Source organism: Pseudomonas azerbaijanorientalis (genome assembly GCF_019139795.1).
GTDB classification, from domain to species: Bacteria; Pseudomonadota; Gammaproteobacteria; order Pseudomonadales; family Pseudomonadaceae; genus Aquipseudomonas; species Aquipseudomonas laurylsulfatiphila.
Genome location: NZ_CP077078.1, coordinates 5,874,985 through 5,897,048, shown reverse-complemented (window position 1 = coordinate 5,897,048; position 22,064 = coordinate 5,874,985). Strand labels below are relative to the sequence as shown.

The following is a 22,064-nucleotide window of genomic DNA, read 5'->3' as shown; positions in this document are numbered from 1 at the left end:
TCAGTTACAGGCCATTGGCGGCCTTGAACTCGCGACGACGACGGTGCAGGACCGGCTCGGTGTAGCCGTTCGGCTGTTTGGTACCTTCGACCACCAGTTCGACCGCCGCCTGGAAGGCGATGTTGCTGTCGAAGTTCGGGGCCAGCGGACGGTACAGCGAGTCGCCGGCGTTCTGCCGGTCAACCACCGGCGCCATGCGCTTGAGGCTTTCCATTACCTGCTCTTCGGTGACGATGCCATGGCGCAGCCAGTTGGCGATGTGCTGGCTGGAAATACGCAGCGTGGCACGGTCTTCCATCAGGCCGACGTCATTGATGTCCGGCACTTTCGAACAACCGACGCCCTGGTCGATCCAGCGCACCACGTAACCGAGAATGCCCTGGCTGTTGTTGTCCAGTTCGTTCTTGATCTGTTCGGCGGTCCACTGCGGGTTCACCGCCAGCGGGATGGTCAGGATGTCGTCTACCGATGCATGGGCACGTTTGGCCAGTTCGGCCTGACGGGCGAACACGTCAACCTTGTGGTAGTGCAGTGCGTGCAGTGCAGCGGCGGTCGGCGAAGGTACCCAGGCAGTGTTGGCACCGGCCAGCGGGTGAGCGATTTTCTGTTCGAGCATCGCTGCCATCAGGTCCGGCATGGCCCACATGCCTTTACCAATCTGCGCGCGACCTTGCAGGCCGGTGCTCAGACCGATATCGACGTTGGAGTTCTCGTAGGCGCCGATCCATTTTTCCGCCTTCATGTCCGCCTTGCGCACCATCGGGCCGGCTTCCATGGAGGTGTGGATTTCATCGCCCGTGCGGTCGAGGAAACCGGTGTTGATGAACACCACACGCTCGCTCGCCGCCTTGATGCAGGCCTTGAGGTTGATCGTGGTACGACGCTCCTCGTCCATGATCCCGACTTTCAGGGTATTGCGTGGCAGGCCCAGCACGTCTTCGATGCGACCGAACAGCTCGTTGGTGAACGCGGCTTCTTCAGGGCCGTGCATCTTCGGCTTCACGATATAGACCGAGCCGGTGCGGCTGTTCTTGCGGGAGCTGTTGCCGTTGAGGTTGTGGATCGCCGACAGGCAGGTCACCAGGCCATCGAGAATGCCCTCCGGCACTTCATTGCCATCTTTGTCGAGGATCGCGTCGATGGTCATCAGGTGACCAACGTTGCGTACGAACAGCAACGAACGACCGTGCAGGCTCAGTTCGCTGCCATCGACCGCGGTGTAGGTGCGGTCGGCGTTCATGGTACGGGTAAAGGTCTGACCGCCCTTGGCGACGGCTTCCGACAGATCGCCCTTCATCAGGCCGAGCCAGTTGCGGTAGATCACCACTTTGTCATCGGCGTCGACGGCGGCAACCGAGTCTTCGCAGTCCATGATGGTGGTCAGTGCGGCTTCCATCAGGATGTCTTTGACGCCGGCCGCGTCGGTCTGGCCGACCGGGGTGCTGGCGTCGACCTGGATTTCGAAATGCAGGCCGTTGTTTTTCAGCAGGATCGCGGTCGGTGCCGCGGCATCACCCTGGAAGCCGATCAGTTGAGCGTCGTTGCGCAGGCCGGTGTTGCTGCCGCCTTTAAGGGCAACCACCAGTTTGCCATCGACGATCTTGTAGCCAGTGGAATCGACGTGGGAGCCGGCCGCCAATGGCGCCGCTTCGTCGAGGAAGGCACGGGCGAAGGCGATGACCTTGTCACCGCGCACCTTGTTGTAGCCTTTGCCTTTTTCCGCACCGTTGGCTTCGCTGATGGCGTCGGTGCCGTAGAGCGCGTCGTACAGCGAACCCCAGCGGGCGTTCGAGGCGTTGAGCGCGAAGCGGGCGTTCATCACCGGCACCACGAGCTGCGGGCCGGCCATGCGGGCGATTTCGTCATCGACGTTTTGCGTCGTTGCCTGGAAATCGGCCGCTTCTGGCAGCAGATAACCGATGTCTTGCAGGAAGGCTTTATAGGCCGCGGCGTCGTGCGCCTGACCGGCACGTTCCTGGTGCCAGGAATCAATACGAGCCTGGAAATCATCGCGTTTGGCGAGTAGGGCTTTGTTCTTCGGCGCCAGGTCATGGATGACCTTGTCGGCACCGGCCCAGAACTTATCGGCGGTGAGGCCGGTACCGGGAATGGCTTCGTTGTTCACGAAGTCGAACAGGACTTTGGCGACCTGCAGGCCACCGACTTGAACGTGTTCAGTCATTGCTTGCCTCACTCTGCTCAGCTATTTCGCTTTTCAGCTCTTCAAATTAACAATGAAGCCTTGGCCATTTAAACCACAAACCCCTCTGCCAGTACATGCCCATGACGGGCGGCTGGGTTGGGACCAATCAACGGCTTGAGGCCTTGCTGACAGGGCTTTCAGGGTTGCGAACGGGCCTGCGGCAGACATCGATCCAACGTTATGTAGTGCGCGCTGCGGCATACTACATGATGAATTGCGGTTGTGAAAATTAGACTAATCACGTCGTTCTGCGACCCCATGACGCATTGCGGTCACGGCGCGGAACAGGATGTTCTCAAAAAAACAGTGGATTGTTCCAGTTAAATATCAAAAGTTGTACACGATTTCTCGGGTCAGTCAGTTCGGCGGTGCATCCATTCGCGAGCAAGCCCGCTCCCACAAGGACAGCGCATGACCCTGTGGGAGCGGGCTTGCCCGCGAAGGGGGCAGTCGATACACCTTTGATTCCGGATCTGCCCAGGCACCTTCCAACCCTTGCCTATACTTGGTTCTCTGTAACGAAAATCATGACCAGAGGGCTGCGCCATGGACCACCTCGTACTCACCGTTTTCGCACCGGACAAGCCCGGGCAAGTCGAGCGCATTGCCCAATGCATTGCCGAGCACGGCGGCAACTGGCTGGAAAGCCGCATGTCGCGCATGGCCGGACAATTCGCCGGCATTCTGCGGGTGGGGGTACCGGCCGAGGCCTATGACGAATTGGTCGATGCCCTGCAAGGCTTGTCCACCCAGGGCATTCGCGTATTGATCGCCGAAAGCAGCATCGAACAATCCTGCACCTGGAAGCCGATCGCGATGGAATTGGTGGGCAATGATCGCCCGGGGATCGTGCGTGACATCACACGCTTGTTGAGCGAGCAGGGGGTGAGTCTGGAACGGCTGGTTACCGAAGTGCGCCCGGCGCCGATGAGCAGCGAGCCGTTGTTCCATGCCGAAGCGATTCTTGCCGTTCCGCTGACGCTGTCGCTGGACGTACTGCAATCGCGCCTGGAAACCCTGGCCGACGATCTGATGGTCGAATTGGTGCTGCGCAGTGAGCCCTGATCAGGTTATCCAAGTTAAACGTGCACCGGCCTGTGGATAACCTGTAGAGACACCCCGCCAGGCCACGCCGACCGGGGTTCTTCAGGATCTGATCAAAAAACCAGCAGTTTCAGCCACTTGCGCACAATCAGCGGGGATCACGCTGTGGATAACCTTGGGAAGGAATGATGCAGGCCACGGGATTCGTGGCCTGTAGAGGTTTGTGTGTTTTTTGATCAGCTGCGACGACGCAAACTGAGCCACGCATCGACGCTGTAAACCGCGAGGCCGGCCCAGATGAACATGAACGCTACCAGGGTACTGGACGAAAGGTGCTCGCCAAACAGCAGCACCGCTTGCAGCAGCACCAATGTCGGCGCCAGGTACTGGAGAAAGCCCAGTGTCGTGTAGGGCAAATGCCGCGCAGCCGCGTTGAAGCAGACCAGCGGCACCAGCGTGACCGGCCCGGCTGCCACCAGCCACCAGGCTTCTGACGTGGCCCAGAACTCGGCCTGAGCGCTGTGGGCGGTCGGGTTGAACAGCAACCAGGCAATGGCGATCGGCACCAGCATCCAGGTTTCCACTACCAGGCCGGGCAGTGCCTTGACCGGTGCCTGCTTGCGAATCAGCCCATAGAAACCGAAGGTCAGTGCCAGCACCAGCGACACCCACGGCAAGCTGCCGACCTGCCAGACCTGTTGCGCCACACCCACAGCTGCCAGACCTACGGCAATCCACTGCATGCGCCGCAGGCGTTCGCCAAGGATCAGCATGCCCAGCAATACGTTCACCAAGGGGTTGATGTAGTAACCGAGGCTGGCCTCCAGCATGCGGCCGTTGTTCACCGACCAGACGTAGGTCAGCCAGTTGGCCGCAATCAGCGCACCGCTCAGGGCCAGGATCGCCAGGCGTCGCGGGTTCTCCCGCAGTTCACGCCACCAGCCGGGATGCTTCCAAACCATCAGCAACAAGGCGCCGAACAGCGCCGACCACAACACCCGGTGGATGATGATTTCCACGGCGGGCACGCTGGCGATGGCTTTGAAGTAGAGGGGGAAAAGTCCCCAGATGATGTAGGCACTCAGACCCAGAATGTACCCGCGACGCGGGTTGGCGGCTTGCATGCAGAATCCTTGCTTAGGCAGCTAACAAAGAAGGGATTGTAAGGAGATTTGTCTGCGAATGTCCTGACTGAATAGGTAGGTCTTTTGTGAACACAGTACCTGTAGGAGCGAGCCTGCTCGCGATGGACGTTAACGATAACGCGTGCTGTCTGGATAAACGCGTTGCCCTTGCGTTCTTCGCGAGCAGGCTCGTTCCTACAGGGGGGGGCAGGGTGGGTCAGAAGAGTTTTAGTGGCTCTTCCTGGAGCGCCGCCAGTTGTTCGCGCAGAGCCAGCACCTGATCACCCCAGTAACGCTCGGTGCCGAACCACGGAAAGCTGCGGGGGAACGCCGGATCGTCCCAGCGGCGGGCGAGCCATGCGCTGTAGTGCAACAGACGCAGGGCGCGCAAGGGTTCGATCAGCGCCAGTTCACGCGGGTCGAAGTCGTGGAATTCGTTGTAGCCATCCATCAGTTCCGACAACTGGCTCAGGCAATCCTGGCGATCACCGGCGAGCATCATCCAGATGTCCTGTACCGCCGGGCCCATGCGGCAGTCATCGAGGTCGACGATATGGAACATCTCGTCGCGGCACATCATGTTGCCGGGGTGGCAGTCACCGTGCATGCGGATGTTCTGGTGCGGCGTGTTGCTGTAGGCATCTTCCACACGCTTGAGCAGATCGCGGGCCACCGATTCGTAGGCCGGCAGCAGGCTGCGGGGGATGAAGTTGCCGTCGAGCAACGTGGCCAGCGAGTCATGACCGAAGTTTTTCACCGCCAGCGCTTCACGGTGCTCGAACGGCCTGGTCGAGCCGACCGCGTGCAGGCGTCCGAGCAACTGGCCCAGGCGATACAGTTGATCGAGGTTGCCCGGTTCCGGTGCGCGGCCGCCGCGGCGGGGGAACAGGGTAAAGCGGAAACCGTTGTGTTCGTGCAGGGTTTCACCGTTGTGAATCAACGGCGCCACAACCGGCACCTCGCAGTCGGCGAGTTCGGCGGTGAACTGGTGTTCTTCCAGAATCGCTTCGTTGCTCCAGCGTTGCGGCCGGTAGAACTTGGCGATCAGCGGCTCGGCGTCTTCGATGCCGACTTGGTAGACGCGGTTCTCGTAGCTGTTGAGCGCCAGGATGCGCGCGTCGCTGAGAAAGCCGATGCTTTCGACGGCATCGAGCACGAGGTCTGGCGTAAGGGTTTCAAACGGGTGGGCCATGCTGACTCCTGCGCGCAGCAGGCTGCTGCGTCCGGCCAGGCATGGTAGCGCAGACGGCGCGGTTTTAGTGGTTGGGCTTGAGAAGTGTGGTGTCCGGGCTGACGCCTTCGCGGGCAAGCCCGCTCCCACAGGAGATCTTCGGTGTGCCGCCGATCGCATGCGCACCGACAATCCAATGTGGGAGCGGGCTTGCCCGCGAAGAGGCCGGATCAGGCGCCGACGATCCCGCCATCTTCACGCGAGATGGCCATCACCGAAGACCGCGGCTTGCCATTGGGCAGATGCTCGGGGAAGGTCGAGCCACCGTTTTCACCCGGGTGCTGGATCCCGACGAACAGGGTTTTCTGGTCCGGCGAGAAGCTGATCCCGGTCACCTCGCAGCCCACCGGCCCGACCATGAAGCGGCGAATCTCGCCGGTCGCCGGATCAGCGCAGAGCATCTGGTTGTTGCCCATGCCGGCAAAGTCACCGGTGTTGCTCACATCGCCGTCGGTCAGGATCCACAAGCGGCCGGCGTTGTCGAAGCCCAAACCGTCCGGGCTGTTGAACATGTTCTGCGGCGTGATGTTCGACGAGCCGGCCTTTGGCGTCCCGGCATGTGCGGCCGGGTTGCCGGCCACCACAAAAAGGTCCCAGGCAAAGGTGTGTGAGGCGTGATCGTCGCGCTCGGTGCGCCAGCGCAGGATCTGGCCGTAGACGTTCTTCTCCCGTGGGTTCGGTCCGCCCACCGGTTGCCCGTCTTCGCCGCGCTTGGCGTTGTTGGTCAACGTGCAGTAGACCTGGCCATCCTTGGGGCTGACCACGATCCATTCCGGGCGGTCCATGCGCGTGGCTTTCACCACACTGGCGGCGAGACGCGCGTGGATCAGCACTTCAGCCTGATCGGCAAAGCCGCTGCTGGCGTCGATACCGTTTTTGCCATGGGTCAGTTCGATCCATTCACCCCGGCCCTTCGGGTGATCGGCGTTGCCGTCCCCTGCATCGAAACGCGCCACATAGAGGGTGCCGTGATCGAGAATGTCGCGGTTGGCCTTGGGGTTCTTGTGGTCGATCTTGTCGCGGCTGACGAATTTGTAGATGAACTCGCCGCGCTCATCGTCGCCCATGTACACCACGGCACGGCCATCGCCGGTTTCGGCCAGGGCGGCGTTTTCGTGTTTGAAGCGGCCCAGGGCAGTGCGTTTGACCGGCGTCGACTGTGGATCGAACGGATCGATTTCCACCACCCAGCCGTGACGGTTGAGTTCGTTGGGGTTCTTGGCCAGGTCGAAGCGCTCGTCGTGTTGGTGCCAGTTGATCTCTTTGCTGGTCACCACCGCGCCGTAGCGTTTTTGCGCCGGGTCGAACTTCTGCTCGGCGTTGCTGCTGCCGAAGCAGTCGGTGAAGTTCTCTTCACAGGTCAGATAGGTGCCCCACGGCGTCTTGCCGTTGGCGCAGTTCTGGAAGGTGCCGAGGACGTTCTTGCCGTGGGGATCGGCGCTGGTCTTCAGCAGTGCGTGACCGGCGGCCGGACCGCTCAGGCTGATCGGCGCATTGCCGTGAATGCGGCGGTTGTAGCGTGAGCCCTGGACGAACTGCCATTGGCCGTTCTTGCGCTGCACTTCAATCACCGACACACCTTCGCAGGCCAGCGCCTTGCGCACGTCCTCCGCCGATTGCGGCATGCCGCCGTGGGCGTAGAGGTAGCGGTAGTTGGTGTATTCGTTGTTGATCGCCATCAGCGCCCGGTCTTTTTCGCCCGGAAACTCGAACAGACTCATGCCATCGTTGTTGTCGCCGAACTGGGCCTCCTGATGCTCGGCGCTGCCTTTGCCGCTCGGGTCGAACGCCGGGCCGTCCTTGTGCAGGGGCTGGCCCCAACTGATCAACACCGAGGACTTGTAGCCCGGTGGCAGGGTGATGGCGTCGCTGGTGGCGGCGGCAATGCTGTCAAAGCCCAGCAACTGGCTGTTACCGGCGCTGACGCTGGCAGCCATCACGCTGCGGCTCAGCAGGTTGCCGCCGAGGAACATCGCTGCGCCGCACAGGGCACCTGCGCTGATGAAGCTGCGACGACTGAGGCCGACCATGGTTTCGAGGTCGGTGGACTGGTTTTCTTCTAATAGGCTCATTTCAGGCTCCCTGCGGTTTTGCAGACACCTTAATGGTGAGTAATGAACCTTTTGTTGCAGTTTGCTTAAAGCGGCGTACCCAGCAGAACCCTGGAGGGCGAAAACTCCACGCGCACGGGTTTGCCGCAGGTCAGCCCCAATGCCTGCAGATGCGTTGGTTCGTCCAGTGCGCACAGGGTCAGGCCGTTAGGCAGTGTGATGCGCACTTCGCTGGGGCCATCGTCGGCGTCGAGAATCTTCTCGATGGTGCCTTTCAGGCAATTGTTTCCCGGCGTTTCGGCTGAATCGACCTCCAGCACATCGAGCCAGCCGGCCTTGATCAAGGCCACCACTTCGGTGCCGATTTGCAGCTCCAGGCGCTCGGTGCTGTCGTGAGTGATTTGCGCATCGACGATCAAGCCTTCGGCGACCTCGAGGCGAATCAGGTCGTTGCGTCCCTGGGACTCGATAGCCATTACCTTGCCGTGTAACTGATTGCGCGCGCTGGTGCGCAGCATCAAGCGCCCGAGCAGGTCGAGGTCGCTGGCATCTTCAGCGGCTTCCAGCACCTGGGCCTGCAAGGCTTGCAACTTCTGGTACAGCCGCAGCACCCGCTCGCCTTCTATGGAGAGGCGGGCACCGCCACCGCCCTTGCCGCCGACAATCCGCTCCACCAACGGCTTCTGCGCCAGGTTGTTCAGCTCATCGATGGCATCCCAGGCAGCCTTGTAGCTCAGCCCCGCACTTTTTGCCGCACGGGTGATCGAGCCTTGTTCGGCGATGTGCTGCAGCAGGGCGATGCGCTGCGGACGGCGGACAATGTGCTGGGACAACAAGGTGGGCAAAGACATGGCAAGTCGCTTTGGGTGGTGGCGATGCAGAGGACGGTGGCGGCTTGGCACGCGTGAGTCAAGTCAGGGTGTCTCGCCGGGTTTGGGCGTGCGGGCCAGGCAATAGACGTCGACCCTCGCGGCACCGGCGTCCATCAACAGCCAGGCCAGGGCCTGGGCCGTGGCACCGGTGGTGAGGACGTCGTCGATCAGGGCCAGGTGCCGGCCTTTGACGGCAGCATCGGGTATCAGGGTGAAAGCGTTGCGCAAGTTCTTGCGGCGCGCTTGGGCATTCAAGGCCTGTTGGGCATCGGTGTCCTGGGTTCGCAGCAGCAACCGTTCGTCGCACGGAATGCTCAGTGCGTCACTCAACCAGTGGGCCAGCATCGCCGCCTGGTTGAACCCGCGCTGACGCAGGCGTCGGGTGGCCAGCGGTACCGGAATCAGCGCATCGGGTCGCTGCAGATCGTCTTCGAAGCGATGTTGCAGGTATTGAGCGAGAAGTTCTGCGAGTAAGCGGCCAAACGGCCACTTTGCGTTGTGTTTGAAGCGGGTGATCAGGCTGTCAACCGGAAAGCTGTAGGTCCAGGGGGCGATCACGTGTTCGAAGGCCGGTGGCTGCTTCAGGCAATGGCCGCAGGTCAGGCCCGCGGCCGGAAGTGGCAGGGCGCAGGTACGGCAGTGATCGCCCAGCCAGGGCAACTCGGTTTCACAGGCCGTGCAGACAGGGACGATGCCGTCGGCGGGTTCATCGCACAAAAGACACGCCTGTTTGTTTTTTGACCAGATGTAAACCTGTCCTTTGTGCTGTGGTTGACAGCGCATCGCTCTTCCTTAAATATGCCGAAATATCTGTGAGGCGGCTGTGACATTCCATGATCCAGCCGCATGCCAAAGCATAATTCAAAGGAAACGCCCATGAGCGCCAGCACCACTGCAACCCTGCGTCATGACTGGACTTTGGCCGAAGTCAAAGCACTCTTCGTTCAGCCATTCAATGACCTGCTGTTCCAGGCGCAGACGGTGCACCGTGCGCATTTCGACGCCAACCGTGTTCAGGTGTCGACCCTGTTGTCGATCAAAACCGGCGCCTGCCCGGAAGATTGCAAATATTGTCCGCAGTCCGGTCACTACAACACCGGCCTGGAAAAAGAAAAACTGATGGAAGTGCAGAAGGTCCTCGAAGAGGCCGCTCGCGCCAAGGCCATCGGTTCGACCCGTTTCTGCATGGGTGCGGCGTGGAAGCACCCGTCGGCCAAGGACATGCCATACGTTCTGAAGATGGTTGAAGGCGTGAAAGCCCTGGGCCTGGAAACCTGCATGACCCTCGGCCGCCTGGATCAGGAGCAGACCGAGGCGCTGGCCAAGGCCGGCCTCGACTACTACAACCACAACCTCGATACATCGCCGGAGTTCTACGGCAGCATCATCACCACCCGCACCTACAGCGAGCGTCTGCAAACTCTGGCCTACGTGCGTGAGTCGGGGATGAAGATCTGCTCCGGCGGCATCCTCGGCATGGGCGAGTCGCTGGACGACCGCGCCAACCTGCTGATCCAGCTGGCCAACCTGCCGGAGCATCCGGAGTCGGTGCCGATCAACATGCTGGTGAAAGTCGCCGGTACGCCGCTGGAAAATGCCGACGACGTCGACCCGTTCGATTTCATCCGCATGCTCGCGGTCGCGCGCATCCTGATGCCGCAATCCCACGTGCGCCTGTCCGCCGGCCGCGAAGCCATGAACGAGCAGATGCAGGCTCTGGCGTTCTTCGCCGGTGCCAACTCGATTTTCTACGGCGAGAAACTGCTGACCACCGCCAACCCGCAGGCCGACAAGGACATGCAGCTGTTCGGGCGCCTGGGGATCCTGCCGGAAGCCCGCGAAGAGCACGCCGATGAAGTGCATCAGGCAGCTATCGAGCAGGCGCTGGTGGAGCAGAAGAGCAGCGAGCAGTTCTATAACGCGGCGGTTTGAAGTCAGCGTTCATTCCTCTAAGGGAATGCAAAATCCCTGTGGGAGCGGGCTTGCTCGCGAAGACTGACTGTCATTCAGCATTGATGTTGACTGGACTGACGCTTTCGCGAGCACGCCCGCTCCCACAGGGGATCTGTGTCATCTGAAAGTCGAGGCCTGCATGTCTTTCGATCTCGCCGCACGCCTTGCTGCCCGTCGTGCCGAAAATCTCTACCGCCAGCGTCCGCTGCTCGAAAGCCCGCAGGGGCCGCAAGTGGTGGTTGATGGCCAGCCGTTGCTGGCGTTCTGTAACAACGACTACCTGGGGCTGGCCAATCATCCGCAAGTGATCGAGGCCTGGCGTGCCGGCGCTTCGAAGTGGGGGGTGGGCGGCGGCGCCTCACATCTGGTCATCGGCCATAGCGCCCCGCACCATGCCCTGGAAGAAGCCTTGGCCGACCTGACCGGTCGCCCGCGCGCGCTGCTGTTCACCACCGGTTACATGGCCAACCTCGGTGCGGTCACGGCGCTGGTGGGGCAGGGTGATACGGTGCTCGAGGACCGACTCAATCATGCGTCGTTGCTCGACGCGGGGCTGTTGTCCGGCGCGCGGTTCAATCGCTATTTGCATAACGACCCGGTGAGCCTGGCCAAACGCCTGGAAAAAGCCACCGGCAATACCCTGGTGGTCACCGACGGCGTGTTCAGCATGGACGGCGATATCGCCGATTTGCCAGCACTGGCCCGGGAGGCCAAGGCCAAAGGCGCCTGGTTGATGGTCGACGATGCCCATGGATTCGGACCGCTGGGCGCCAATGGTGGCGGCATCGTCGAGCATTTCGGTTTAAGCCAGGAAGAGGTTCCGGTGCTGGTCGGCACCCTCGGCAAAGCCTTCGGTACGGCGGGCGCCTTTGTGGCCGGCAGTGAAGAGCTGATCGAAAGTCTGATCCAGTTCGCCCGGCCTTACATCTACACCACCAGCCAGCCACCGGCGCTGGCCTGCGCCACGCTGAAAAGCCTGGAACTGCTGCGCAGTGAACACTGGCGTCGCGAGCATTTGCAGACGCTGATCCGCCAGTTCCGTCAGGGTGCCGAGCAGATTGGCCTGGAACTCATGGACAGCTTCACACCGATCCAGCCGATCATGGTTGGCGATGCCGGGCGCGCGGTGCGTCTTTCGCAAATGCTGCGCGAGCGCGGGTTGATGGTGACCGCGATTCGCCCGCCGACCGTGCCTGCTGGCAGCGCCCGATTGCGGGTCACGCTGACGGCTGCTCACAGCGAGGCTCAGGTGCAGCTATTGTTAAACGCACTGGCCGATTGTTTTCAACAACTGCAGCCGGAGCCAAGCCATGCGTGATCGTTTGATTCTGCTGCCCGGCTGGGGGCTCGGCGTTTCACCGCTGGAGCCTTTGGCCGCGGCTTTGCGCGGCCTGGACGAGCACTTGCGCGTCGAGATCGAGCCGTTGCCCGACCTGGAGTCGAGCGATCTTCAAGAGTGGCTCGATGAGCTTGATGCGACGTTGCCGCAAGACGCCTGGCTGGGCGGCTGGTCTTTGGGTGGCATGCTCGCCTGCGAACTGGCGGCCCGGCGTGGCGATCGCTGCTGCGGCGTGTTCACTCTGGCCAGCAACGCGTCTTTTGTCGCTCATGAACACTGGTCAGCCGCCATGCCAGGGGAAACCTTCGATGCGTTTCTGGCGGGATGTGCAGCCGATCCGCGCGCGACCTTGAAACGCTTTTCACTGCTCTGTGCCCAAGGCGCCGAAGACCCGCGCGGATTGTCGCGGTTGTTGCTCGCTGGCGCACCGAACACTGCCGCGCCAGTGCTGCTGAGCGGTCTGCAAGTGCTTGCGCAAGTGGATACGCGACAGGCACTGCAATCGTTCCGTGGTCCGCAGCTGCATCTGTTCGCCGGCCTTGACGGGCTGGTGCCGGCGGAGGCGGCGGGCGATTTACTGGCGTTGCTGCCGGACATAGAAATCGGTCTGATTGAGCAGGCCGGCCACGCGTTTCTTCTGGAAGATCCCCACGGTGTGGCGGGGGCGATCCAGGCCTTTTTGCATGAGTCCGGCGATGACTGATTTATCCCTTCCCAACCTGCCCGGCGCCTTGCCCGACAAACGCCAGGTCGCTGCATCTTTCTCCCGCGCGGCGCAAAGCTACGACAGCGTGGCCGAGTTGCAGCGTGATGTCGGCAGCCAATTACTCAGGCGCTTGCCGCGGGATTTTGTACCGCAGCGTTGGCTGGATCTGGGCTGCGGCACCGGGCATTTCAGTCGTGCCTTGGGTGAGCAATTTCCGAGCAGTCACGGTGTGGCGCTGGATATCGCCGAGGGCATGCTCAATCACGCCCGGCCATTGGGCGGTGCCACGCATTTCGTCGCCGGCGATGCCGAGCGCTTGCCACTGCAGGATTCGACCTGCGACCTGATCTTCTCCAGCCTGGCGGTGCAGTGGTGTGCGGATTTCGACTCGGTGCTCAGTGAAGCTTATCGAGTGCTGAAACCGGGTGGCATTTTTGCGTTTGCTAGTCTTTGTACAGGGACGTTGTTTGAACTGCGCGACAGCTGGCGACAGGTCGATGGCATGGTGCACGTCAACCGCTTCCGGGAGTTCGGTGTTTATCAGCAGTTGTGTGCGACCAGTTGCTTGAGGGTGGTCAGTCTGCAAAACCTTGCGCATGTGCTGCATTACCCGGATGTGCGCAGCCTGACCCATGAGCTCAAGGCACTGGGCGCGCACAATCTCAATCCCGGTCGACCGGGTGGCTTGACCGGTCGAGCGCGGATTTTGGGTTTGATTGAGGCTTATGAGCAGTTTCGTCAGGCCCAAGGCCTGCCGGCGAGTTATCAAGTGGTGTACGCCATTTTGGAGAAACCCTTATGAGCGCAGCCTATTTCATCACCGGCACGGATACGGATGTCGGTAAAACCACGGTCGCTGCGGGGCTGCTGCATGCGGCGCGTTCGGCGGGTTTGAGCACGGCGGCGGGCAAACCGGTCGCTTCCGGTTGCGATGTAACGCCCAAAGGCTTGCGCAACGCCGATGCGCTGGCCTTGTTGGCGGAGTGTTCGCTGCCGCTGACCTACGCACAGGTCAATCCGATGGCCTTCGAACCGGCCATTGCCCCCCATCTGGCGGCACGCGAGGCGGGCGTGGCGTTGACGGTGCAGTCGTTGCTGGCGCCGATGCGGCAGATTCTGGGTCTGCAAGCGGACTTCACCCTGATCGAAGGCGCCGGCGGCTGGCGCGTACCCTTGGCGGATCAGGACAATCTGTCGGACCTGGCCATTGCATTGAAGCTGCCGGTGATCCTGGTGGTCGGCGTGCGGCTGGGATGTATCAGCCATGCCTTGTTGACCGCCGAAGCGATCGCCCGGGACGGTTTGCAACTGGCGGGGTGGGTGGCCAACATCATCGACCCGAAGACCTCTCGGCTGGAAGAAAACCTCGCCACCCTGGCCGAGCGCCTCCCGGCGCCGTGCCTGGGACGTGTGCCAAAACTCAAGGCCGTGACGGCAGAAGCCGTGGCCGAGCACTTGCAACTGGACCTGTTGGACTGACGTTTGGCAATGCGGGCTTTGCCTATGACAAGGCACTGTGCCATTAGTGTTTTTGACGGGTGTTTTGCCAGCCACTCTGCTTCAATGGCCGTTGTTGATCCTTTGAAAGGACGAGTTCTCCCATGGAAATCTCAGGAAACACCGCTTTTTATGCCGGTCTGAGCACCCTTCAGACAGGGCAGAACCGTGTCGATCAAGCCGCCGGACAGATCGCCAACACCACCCTTGAGCGTTCGCTCACCAGCCAGTCCTCCGAGGCGCAGGTCGATCGTCTGCGATCGGTTGATCGCAGCCGGCAATCGGACCTGGCCAGCAACGTGGTTGAAATGACCCAAGGCAAGATTCAGGCGGAGCTGGGCGTGAAAGTCGCCAAGGCCGCCGATGAAGTGCTCGGAACATTGATCGATACCTACGCCTGATTCCTTGCCGAATCCGCACCTTCCAGCGCCGCGCCTGTTCGCGGCGTTTTTGTACGTAAGTCTTTCTTGCTCAACTAATCTTTTCAGGATGGCGGGCTGCTTCGGCAGCGCGGCGGCGGTGTCGTGTGCCTGAATGTCCAATCCTGCGATGACGAACGGCAAAAGATCGACGCTTGACAAGATTTGGGCGTAAACGTATGTTTCAAACAACTGTTTGATCGCAACAACAAATCAATGCGGTCGTTCATTCCCGGTTACATCAGCAGAGGTTTATCGCTATGCCTGACTACAAGGCCCCCTTGCGTGATATTCGCTTCGTTCGTGACGAACTGCTCGGCTACGAAGCGCACTATCAGAGCCTTCCGGCTTGTGCCGACGCAACTCCGGACATGGTTGACGCCATTCTTGAGGAAGGCGCCAAGTTTTGTGAGCAGGTACTGGCTCCGCTGAACCGTGTGGGCGACCTCGAAGGTTGCACCTGGAGCGAGTCCGGCGTTAAGACGCCGACTGGCTTCAAGGAAGCCTACAAGCAATTCGTTGAAGGCGGCTGGCCGAGCCTGGCTCACGACGTCGAGCACGGCGGCCAAGGCCTGCCGGAATCCCTGGGCCTGGCCATCAGTGAAATGGTCGGCGAGTCCAACTGGTCGTGGGGCATGTACCCGGGCCTGTCGCACGGTGCGATGAACACCATCTCCGAGCACGGCACCCCTGAGCAACAAGAGGCTTACCTGACCAAGCTGGTTTCCGGCGAATGGACCGGCACCATGTGCCTGACCGAACCGCACTGCTGCACCGACCTGGGCATGCTGCGCACCAAGGCCGAGCCTCAGGCCGACGGTTCCTACAAAGTCTCCGGCACCAAGATCTTCATCTCGGCCGGTGAACACGACATGGCCGACAACATCGTCCACATCGTACTGGCCCGCCTGCCGGATGCACCGGCCGGCACCAAAGGCATCTCCCTGTTCATCGTGCCGAAGTTCCTGCCGAACGCCGATGGCTCGGTTGGCACGCGTAACGCCGTGTCTTGCGGTTCCCTGGAACACAAGATGGGCATCCACGGCAACGCCACCTGCGTGATGAACTTCGACGGCGCCACCGGTTTCCTGATCGGCCCGGCGAACAAAGGCCTGAACTGCATGTTCACCTTCATGAACACCGCTCGTCTGGGTACCGCGCTGCAAGGCCTGGCCCACGCTGAAGTCGGTTTCCAGGGCGGCCTGAAATACGCTCGCGACCGTCTGCAAATGCGCTCGCTGACTGGCCCGAAAGCGCCGGACAAAGCCGCTGACCCGATCATCGTGCACCCTGACGTACGTCGCATGCTGTTGACCATGAAGGCGTTCGCCGAAGGCAACCGCGCGATGGTTTACTTCACCGCCAAGCAGGTCGACATCGTCAAGTACGGCGTGGACGAAGAAGAGAAGAAGAAAGCCGACGCACTGCTGGCCTTCATGACGCCAATCGCCAAGGCCTTCATGACCGAAGTCGGTTTCGAATCGGCCAACCACGGCGTGCAGATCTACGGCGGCCACGGCTTCATCGCCGAGTGGGGCATGGAGCAGAACGTTCGCGACAGCCGCATCTCGATGCTGTACGAAGGCACCACCGGTATCCAGGCACTCGACCTGCTGGGCCGTAAAGTGCTGATGACCCAGGGCGAGGCTCTCAAAGGCTTCACCAAGATCGTCCACAAGTTCTGCCAGACCAACGAAGGCAACGAAGCGGTTCAAGAGTTCGTCGCGCCGCTGGCTGCACTGAACAAGGAATGGGGCGAGCTGACCATGAAGGTCGGTATGGCCGCCATGAAAGATCGCGAAGAAGTCGGCGCGGCCTCCGTGGACTACCTGATGTACTCCGGTTACGCCTGCCTGGCCTACTTCTGGGCTGACATGGCGCGCCTGGCTGCCGAGAAACTGGCTGCCGGCACTTCCGAAGAGGCGTTCTACACCGCCAAGCTGCAGACTGCGCGCTTCTACTTCCAGCGCATCCTGCCGCGTACCCGCACTCACGTCGCTACCATGCTGTCGGGCGCCAACAACCTGATGGACATGAAAGAAGAGAACTTCGACCTGGGCTACTAAGCCTCAACGAAGTACTTGAAAAAGCCGCTGCTCCTTCGGGACCAGCGGCTTTTTTGCTTTTAGGGTTGCCCGTGGAATTAATGTTTGTAACGCCCTTTGAAAAATACCTCAGTAATTCACTCAGCAACTCGGGCTTTCTGCCGTTACAGTAGTGGGCACATTGCCATCTATTGATTTGACGGGTCGGAGCTTTACCCTTGCCGCGCTCATCCGCTGTACGTTTCAGTCATTTCCTGCCGTCATTGCTGCTGTTGCTGGCGGGGCTTGCGGCTGCATACATCAAGGATCTGAACGTCTTTTTCACCTCGCTGTTCAACGTGCTGCCCACCCTGGTGTTGTTGCTCGGCGGCGCCTATTGCGCGGTGTACCGACGCCAGCGTGAACTGTTTCTGATGGTCACGGTTTACATCGCCTACTTCCTGCTAGACACCCAGACCGACTATTACCGCGACAACGGCAAGGTGCGTGACGATGCCGCCGTGGTCTTTCACCTGTGTTGCCTGCTGCTGCCATTGCTGTATGGGGTGTTCGCGGCGTGGCAGGAGCGCACCCACCTGTTCCAGGACATGGTGGCGCGTTTCGCCGTATTGCTGGCGGTCGGCAGCGTGGCGCTGGGGCTTGAGCAAAGTTATCCACATGCGCTGCTGATCTGGTTGTCGGAGATTCGCTGGCCTGTGTTGCATGGTGCCTGGATGAGTCTGATCCAGTTGTCCTATCCGGTGTTCATTGCCGCGTTTGTGCTGCTGACCTGGCAATACTGGCGCAACCCGCGACCGCTGCATGCCGCGCAACTGGTGGGCTTGCTCGGGTTGTTCTGGATGCTGCCGAAGACCTTCATCCTGCCGTTCACGCTGAATATCATGTGCAGCCAGGTGATGCTGATGATCGCCGCCGCCGTTGCCCACGAAGCCTATCAAATGGCCTTCCGCGACGAACTGACCGGGCTGCCGGGCCGCCGTGCGCTGAATGAACGCATGCAACGGCTGGGTCGCAACTACGTGTTGGCCATGAGCGACGTCGACCACTTCAAGAAATTCAACGATACCCACGGCCACGATGTCGGCGACCAGGTACTGCGGCTGGTGGCCAGCAAACTGTCGAAAATCGGCGGTGGCGGTAAGGCGTATCGCTATGGCGGTGAGGAATTTGCCCTGGTATTTGCAGGCAAGACTCTCGAAGAATGCATGCCGCACCTGGAAGTCATCCGCGAGTCCATCGCCACTTACAACATTCAGCTGCGTAATCAGGAAAACCGCCCGCAGGACGACAATCAGGGGCGCCAGCGGCGTGCCGGTTCCGGTGCGTCGAGCGTATCGGTCACGGTCAGTATCGGCGTTGCCGAGCGGATCGATCAACGCACCCCGGAAGAGGTGCTCAAGTCCGCTGACCAGGCGCTCTACAGCGCCAAGGGCGCGGGGCGCAATTGCGTGATGGCGTTCGGGCAGAACCGTCGCGGCGCCGTGCGCATGGACGCCGCTACGGTTGAGTGATGATCGCGCATTCAGCGACTGGACATTGATTGTGGCGTAGTGTCGGCGGCAGTAGGTTGGAAAAAACTGCCGACGGAGAATGACCATGCCCGAGTACAAAGCTCCCTTGCGCGACATGCGCTTTCTGATCGACCACGTCTTCGACTTTCACAGTAGCTACGCCACGCTGGGGGCCACCGATGCCAGCCCGGACATGGTCAATGCGATCCTCGAAGAAGGCGCGAAGTTCTGCGAAAACGTGCTGTCGCCGCTCAACCGCAGCGGCGATGAAGAAGGCTGCCATTTCGACAACGGCGTAGTCACCACGCCCGCGGGCTTCAAGCAGGCCTTCGACCAGTATGTCGAGGGCGGCTGGCATGGCCTGGCGGCGGACCCGGGTTACGGCGGTCAAGGGCTGCCGATCTCTCTGGGCCTGGTCATCAGCGAGATGGTGGGTTCCAGCAACACCTCGTGGGGCATGTACCCCGGCCTGACCCACGGTGCGATGTCGGCGATCCACGCCCACGGCACCGAGGCGCAAAAGCAGACCTATTTGAAGAAGCTCACCGCGGGCCAGTGGACCGGCACCATGTGCCTGACAGAAGCACATTGCGGTACCGACCTGGGCATCATCAAGACCCGTGCCGTGCCAGCGGCCGATGGCAGCTATGCGATCTCCGGCAGCAAGATCTTCATCTCTGCGGGCGAGCACGACATGAGCGCCAACATCATTCACCTGGTGCTCGCCAAATTGCCGGATGCACCGGCCGGGACCAAGGGCATTTCGCTGTTTATCGTGCCCAAGTTCCTGCCCGATGCGGCGGGAGAAGCGGGCGAGCGCAACGGTGTGTCCTGCGGCTCGATCGAACACAAGATGGGCATCAAGGCCTCGGCCACTTGCGTGCTGAACTTCGACGAGGCCAAGGGCTTTTTGATCGGCGAGCCGAACAAGGGCCTCAACTGCATGTTCACCATGATGAACCACGCGCGGTTGGGCACGGGCATGCAAGGTCTGTGTCTGGGCGAGGCGAGCTTCCAGGGCGCGATCAAATATGCCAACGACCGTTTGCAGATGCGCTCGCTGACCGGCCCGAAAGCCCCGGAAAAAGCCGCCGACCCCATCATCGTGCACCCTGATGTGCGGCGGATGTTACTGACGATGAAAGCCTTCAACGAAGGCAACCGCGCGCTGACCTACTTCACCGCACAGTTACTCGACATTGCACACCTGAGCCCGGACGAAACGGCGCGCCAGGATGCCGAAGACCTGCTGGCCTTCCTCACGCCGATCTGCAAAGCCTTCATGACCGACACCGGTCTGGAAGTGACCAATCATGGCATGCAGGTGTTTGGCGGCCACGGGTTCATTCGTGAGTGGGGTATGGAGCAACTGGTACGCGACTGCCGGATCGCACCGATCTATGAGGGCACCAACGGCATTCAGGCGCTGGACTTGCTCGGGCGCAAGGTACTCGGCAGCCAGGGCAAGCTGTTGCGCGGGTTCACCAAAATCGTCCACAAGTTCTGCGCGGCGAACGCCGGACATCCACAACTGGCCGGGTATGTGGCGCAGCTTGATCAACTGAACCGGCAGTGGGGTGAGTTGACCACCAGGGTCGGCATGGCGGCGATGAAAAACCCTGACGAGGTCGGCGCCGCATCGGTGGACTATCTGATGTACAGCGGTTACATCATCCTCGGCTACCTGTGGTTGCGCATGGCGCTGGTGGCTCAGGCGCAGCTCGATGCTGGCAGCGGTGATGTTGGCTTCTGCCGGGGCAAACTGGCGACCAGCGAGTTTTACTTCAAGCGTCTGCTGCCACGCACTACCGCTCATCGGGCGGCCATTGAGGCCGGGAGCGATTGCCTGATGCAACTGCCGGCGGAGATGTTTGCGCTCTGACACCTACCCTGTAGGAGCGAGCTTGCTCGCGATGGTCGTGAACGATAACGCGTAAAACCAGATGTCCAGGGCGCCTTGGGGTTTTTCGCGAGCGGGCTCGCTCCTACAGTTCTTATGTTTTGCCTCTCCATATCGCAATGACTAAAAATAACAAAACAGTCATGAGCTGACCCTATGTGTCTTAAAAGTTGTTGAGGTACACTCCGACCCAACGAAACCAATCTTCCTGTGAATCACCTGTATAGATCTTGCGAGGTTTGCCATGGCTGACTACAAAGCGCCCCTGCGCGATATGCGCTTCGTCCTCAATGAAGTTTTCGAGGTCGCCAAACTCTGGGCCGAACTGCCTGCGCTGGCCGAGACCGTCGATGCGCAAACGGTCGAAGCCATCCTGGAAGAAGCCGGCAAAGTCACCAGCAAAAGCATTGCTCCGCTGAGCCGTGCCGCGGACGAGGAAGGTTGCCACTGGGCCGACGGTGCCGTCACCACGCCAGCGGGTTTCCCGCAGGCCTATCAGACCTACGCGGAAGGCGGTTGGGTCGGTGTCGGTGGCGATCCGACCTACGGCGGCATGGGCATGCCCAAGGCCGTTTCGGCCCAGGTCGAAGAAATGGTCAACTCCGCCAGCCTGTCGTTCGGTCTGTATCCGATGCTGACCGCCGGTGCCTGCCTGTCGATCAACGCCCACGCCAGCGAAGAGCTGAAAGCCGCGTACCTGCCGAACATGTACGCCGGCATCTGGGCCGGTTCCATGTGCCTGACCGAGCCACACGCCGGTACTGACCTGGGGATCATTCGCACCAAGGCCGAGCCTCAGGCCGACGGTTCCTACAAGGTCAGCGGCACCAAGATCTTCATCACCGGTGGCGAACACGACCTCACCGAAAACATCATCCACCTGGTGCTGGCCAAGTTGCCGGATGCACCGGCGGGGCCGAAAGGCATTTCGCTGTTCCTGGTGCCGAAGTTCATGGTCAATGCCGATGGCAGCCTGGGCGCGCGTAACCCGGCGAACTGCGGTTCGATCGAACACAAGATGGGCATCCAGGCGTCCGCGACCTGCGTGATGAACTTCGATGAGGCCGTGGGTTACCTGGTCGGCGAGCCGAACAAAGGCCTGGCGGCGATGTTCACCATGATGAACTACGAGCGCCTGGGCGTCGGTATCCAGGGCCTGGCCACGGGCGAGCGCTCGTACCAGAACGCCGTGGAATACGCCCGTGACCGCCTGCAAAGCCGTTCGCCGACGGGCGCGCAGAACAAGGACAAAGTGGCTGACCCGATCATCGTCCACCCGGACGTGCGTCGCATGCTGCTGACCATGAAAGCCTCGAACGAAGGTGGCCGTGCGTTCTCCACTTACGTAGCCATGCAACTGGACACCGCCAAGTTCAGCGAAGATGCCGCCACCCGCAAGCGTGCTGAGGACCTGGTGGCCTTGCTGACCCCGGTGGCGAAGGCGTTCCTGACCGATCTCGGCCTGGAAACCACCGTTCACGGTCAGCAGGTGTTCGGCGGCCACGGTTACATCCGCGAGTGGGGCCAGGAGCAACTGGTGCGTGACGTGCGCATCACTCAGATCTACGAAGGCACCAACGGCATTCAGGCGCTGGACCTGGTCGGGCGCAAGATCGTCGGCAGCGGCGGGGCGTTCTACAACCTGTTCGCCGACGAGATTCGTCACTTCACCGCAACGGCCAGCGCTGACCTGGCGGAGTTCACCATGCCGCTCAACGATGCCGTCACCACCCTCGATGAACTGACCGCGTGGTTGCTGGACCGGGCGAAGAGCAATCCGAACGAAATCGGCGCGGCATCGGTCGAGTATCTGCAGGTGTTCGGTTACGTGGCGTATGCCTACATGTGGGCCCTGATGGCCAAGGCGGCTTTGGGCAAGGAAGCGCAAGACGATTTCTACGCCAGCAAACTGGGCACCGCACGGTTCTATTTCGCCCGTCTGTTGCCGCGGATTCACTCGTTGAGCGCGTCGGTCAAGGCCGGTAGCGAATCGTTGTTCCTGCTGGAAGCAGGACAATTCTGATGACGTAATGGTTGTAAGCATTCTCTTACATAACGTGCTGCTGTTCTCCCATAGATGCAAATTGGATCCACAGCTAATCTACTTCTCATGGACGTAGCGCAGGAAGCGCAAAGCAACAACAGGGACACGTAGGATTCTGCCAGGAC

17 protein-coding genes are annotated in these 22,064 nt (G+C 61.0%); 11 read left to right on the top strand and 6 right to left on the bottom strand.

Annotated features, from left to right (window positions below; genetic code table 11):
- Positions 1-4 precede the first annotated feature (4 nt).
- Positions 5-2,182: a malate synthase G gene (locus KSS91_RS26515; protein WP_217836549.1), complete on the bottom strand. Its 2,178-nt coding sequence runs from the start codon at positions 2,180-2,182 to the stop codon at positions 5-7.
- 567 nt (positions 2,183-2,749) lie between these two features.
- Here KSS91_RS26515 and KSS91_RS26510 point away from each other — a divergent pair.
- Positions 2,750-3,268 carry a glycine cleavage system transcriptional repressor gene (locus KSS91_RS26510; protein WP_095964119.1) on the top strand — a complete coding sequence of 173 codons (519 nt, stop codon included), beginning with the start codon at positions 2,750-2,752 and terminating at the stop codon, positions 3,266-3,268.
- 215 nt (positions 3,269-3,483) lie between these two features.
- On the opposite strand, the gene rarD is transcribed toward KSS91_RS26510, so the two are convergent.
- From rarD to KSS91_RS26485, 5 genes are all read right to left on the bottom strand, one after another.
- A complete protein-coding gene (gene rarD, locus KSS91_RS26505; protein WP_217836548.1) occupies positions 3,484-4,371 on the bottom strand; it encodes an EamA family transporter RarD in 888 nt (295 codons plus the stop codon).
- Positions 4,372-4,588: 217 nt separating this feature from the next.
- Positions 4,589-5,563, bottom strand: a complete 975-nt coding sequence (locus KSS91_RS26500) for a serine/threonine protein kinase (protein ID WP_102670838.1) — start codon at positions 5,561-5,563, stop codon at positions 4,589-4,591.
- Between the two features lie 209 nt (positions 5,564-5,772).
- Entirely contained in the window at positions 5,773-7,674 is a 1,902-nt protein-coding gene (locus KSS91_RS26495; RefSeq protein WP_217836547.1) for a PhoX family protein, read from the bottom strand.
- A gap of 65 nt (positions 7,675-7,739) precedes the next feature.
- Positions 7,740-8,504 carry a TOBE domain-containing protein gene (locus tag KSS91_RS26490; RefSeq protein ID WP_217836546.1) on the bottom strand — a complete coding sequence of 255 codons (765 nt, stop codon included), beginning with the start codon at positions 8,502-8,504 and terminating at the stop codon, positions 7,740-7,742.
- Between the two features lie 63 nt (positions 8,505-8,567).
- Positions 8,568-9,308, bottom strand: coding sequence for a ComFC family protein (locus KSS91_RS26485; RefSeq protein WP_217836545.1), 741 nt, complete (start codon positions 9,306-9,308; stop codon positions 8,568-8,570).
- A 93-nt stretch (positions 9,309-9,401) separates the two neighbouring features.
- Between KSS91_RS26485 and bioB the strand changes: the two genes are divergently transcribed.
- The 10 genes from bioB (at position 9,402) to KSS91_RS26435 (ending at position 21,918) form a co-directional block, all read left to right on the top strand.
- Positions 9,402-10,457: a biotin synthase BioB gene (gene bioB / locus KSS91_RS26480; protein WP_217836544.1), complete on the top strand. Its 1,056-nt coding sequence runs from the start codon at positions 9,402-9,404 to the stop codon at positions 10,455-10,457.
- 160 nt (positions 10,458-10,617) lie between these two features.
- Positions 10,618-11,796, top strand: a complete 1,179-nt coding sequence (bioF, locus tag KSS91_RS26475; protein WP_015097099.1) for an 8-amino-7-oxononanoate synthase — start codon at positions 10,618-10,620, stop codon at positions 11,794-11,796.
- Entirely contained in the window at positions 11,789-12,520 is a 732-nt protein-coding gene (locus KSS91_RS26470) for an alpha/beta fold hydrolase (protein ID WP_102674208.1), read from the top strand. The genes bioF and KSS91_RS26470 overlap by 8 nt, the downstream gene beginning before the upstream one ends.
- The gene (gene bioC / locus KSS91_RS26465; protein ID WP_217836543.1) at positions 12,513-13,325 is read left to right on the top strand and encodes a malonyl-ACP O-methyltransferase BioC; all 813 of its coding nucleotides are present in this window, start codon (positions 12,513-12,515) and stop codon (positions 13,323-13,325) included. Before KSS91_RS26470 ends, bioC begins: the two co-directional genes overlap by 8 nt.
- Complete coding sequence (gene bioD / locus KSS91_RS26460) at positions 13,322-14,002, top strand: dethiobiotin synthase (RefSeq protein WP_217836542.1); 681 nt, start codon at positions 13,322-13,324, stop codon at positions 14,000-14,002. The genes bioC and bioD overlap by 4 nt, the downstream gene beginning before the upstream one ends.
- 122 nt (positions 14,003-14,124) lie before the next feature.
- A complete protein-coding gene (locus tag KSS91_RS26455; protein WP_217836541.1) occupies positions 14,125-14,421 on the top strand; it encodes a pyrroloquinoline quinone biosynthesis protein PqqE in 297 nt (98 codons plus the stop codon).
- 278 nt (positions 14,422-14,699) lie between these two features.
- Positions 14,700-16,505 carry a phenylacyl-CoA dehydrogenase gene (locus tag KSS91_RS26450; RefSeq protein ID WP_217836540.1) on the top strand — a complete coding sequence of 602 codons (1,806 nt, stop codon included), beginning with the start codon at positions 14,700-14,702 and terminating at the stop codon, positions 16,503-16,505.
- Positions 16,506-16,702: 197 nt separating this feature from the next.
- Entirely contained in the window at positions 16,703-17,995 is a 1,293-nt protein-coding gene (locus KSS91_RS26445; protein ID WP_217836539.1) for a GGDEF domain-containing protein, read from the top strand.
- Positions 17,996-18,080: 85 nt separating this feature from the next.
- Positions 18,081-19,877 (top strand): acyl-CoA dehydrogenase C-terminal domain-containing protein, encoded by a 1,797-nt coding sequence (locus tag KSS91_RS26440; RefSeq protein WP_217836538.1) that lies wholly within the window; start codon positions 18,081-18,083, stop codon positions 19,875-19,877.
- Positions 19,878-20,139: 262 nt separating this feature from the next.
- On the top strand, positions 20,140-21,918 hold the full coding sequence (locus KSS91_RS26435) for an acyl-CoA dehydrogenase C-terminal domain-containing protein (protein ID WP_217836537.1): 1,779 nt from the start codon (positions 20,140-20,142) through the stop codon (positions 21,916-21,918).
- Positions 21,919-22,064: the final 146 nt, after the last annotated feature.

Coding starts and splice junctions, on each gene's coding strand:
- KSS91_RS26435 (WP_217836537.1), top strand. CDS start 20,140: ATGGCTGACTACAAAGCGCCCCTGCGCGATATGCGCTTCGTCCTCAAT.
- rarD (WP_217836548.1), bottom strand. CDS start 4,371: ATGCAAGCCGCCAACCCGCGTCGCGGGTACATTCTGGGTCTGAGTGCC.
- bioD (WP_217836542.1), top strand. CDS start 13,322: ATGAGCGCAGCCTATTTCATCACCGGCACGGATACGGATGTCGGTAAA.
- KSS91_RS26485 (WP_217836545.1), bottom strand. CDS start 9,308: ATGCGCTGTCAACCACAGCACAAAGGACAGGTTTACATCTGGTCAAAA.
- KSS91_RS26500 (WP_102670838.1), bottom strand. CDS start 5,563: ATGGCCCACCCGTTTGAAACCCTTACGCCAGACCTCGTGCTCGATGCC.
- bioF (WP_015097099.1), top strand. CDS start 10,618: ATGTCTTTCGATCTCGCCGCACGCCTTGCTGCCCGTCGTGCCGAAAAT.
- KSS91_RS26470 (WP_102674208.1), top strand. CDS start 11,789: ATGCGTGATCGTTTGATTCTGCTGCCCGGCTGGGGGCTCGGCGTTTCA.
- KSS91_RS26495 (WP_217836547.1), bottom strand. CDS start 7,674: ATGAGCCTATTAGAAGAAAACCAGTCCACCGACCTCGAAACCATGGTC.
- bioC (WP_217836543.1), top strand. CDS start 12,513: ATGACTGATTTATCCCTTCCCAACCTGCCCGGCGCCTTGCCCGACAAA.
- KSS91_RS26455 (WP_217836541.1), top strand. CDS start 14,125: ATGGAAATCTCAGGAAACACCGCTTTTTATGCCGGTCTGAGCACCCTT.
- KSS91_RS26510 (WP_095964119.1), top strand. CDS start 2,750: ATGGACCACCTCGTACTCACCGTTTTCGCACCGGACAAGCCCGGGCAA.
- KSS91_RS26450 (WP_217836540.1), top strand. CDS start 14,700: ATGCCTGACTACAAGGCCCCCTTGCGTGATATTCGCTTCGTTCGTGAC.
- KSS91_RS26515 (WP_217836549.1), bottom strand. CDS start 2,182: ATGACTGAACACGTTCAAGTCGGTGGCCTGCAGGTCGCCAAAGTCCTG.
- bioB (WP_217836544.1), top strand. CDS start 9,402: ATGAGCGCCAGCACCACTGCAACCCTGCGTCATGACTGGACTTTGGCC.
- KSS91_RS26490 (WP_217836546.1), bottom strand. CDS start 8,504: ATGTCTTTGCCCACCTTGTTGTCCCAGCACATTGTCCGCCGTCCGCAG.
- KSS91_RS26440 (WP_217836538.1), top strand. CDS start 18,081: ATGCCCGAGTACAAAGCTCCCTTGCGCGACATGCGCTTTCTGATCGAC.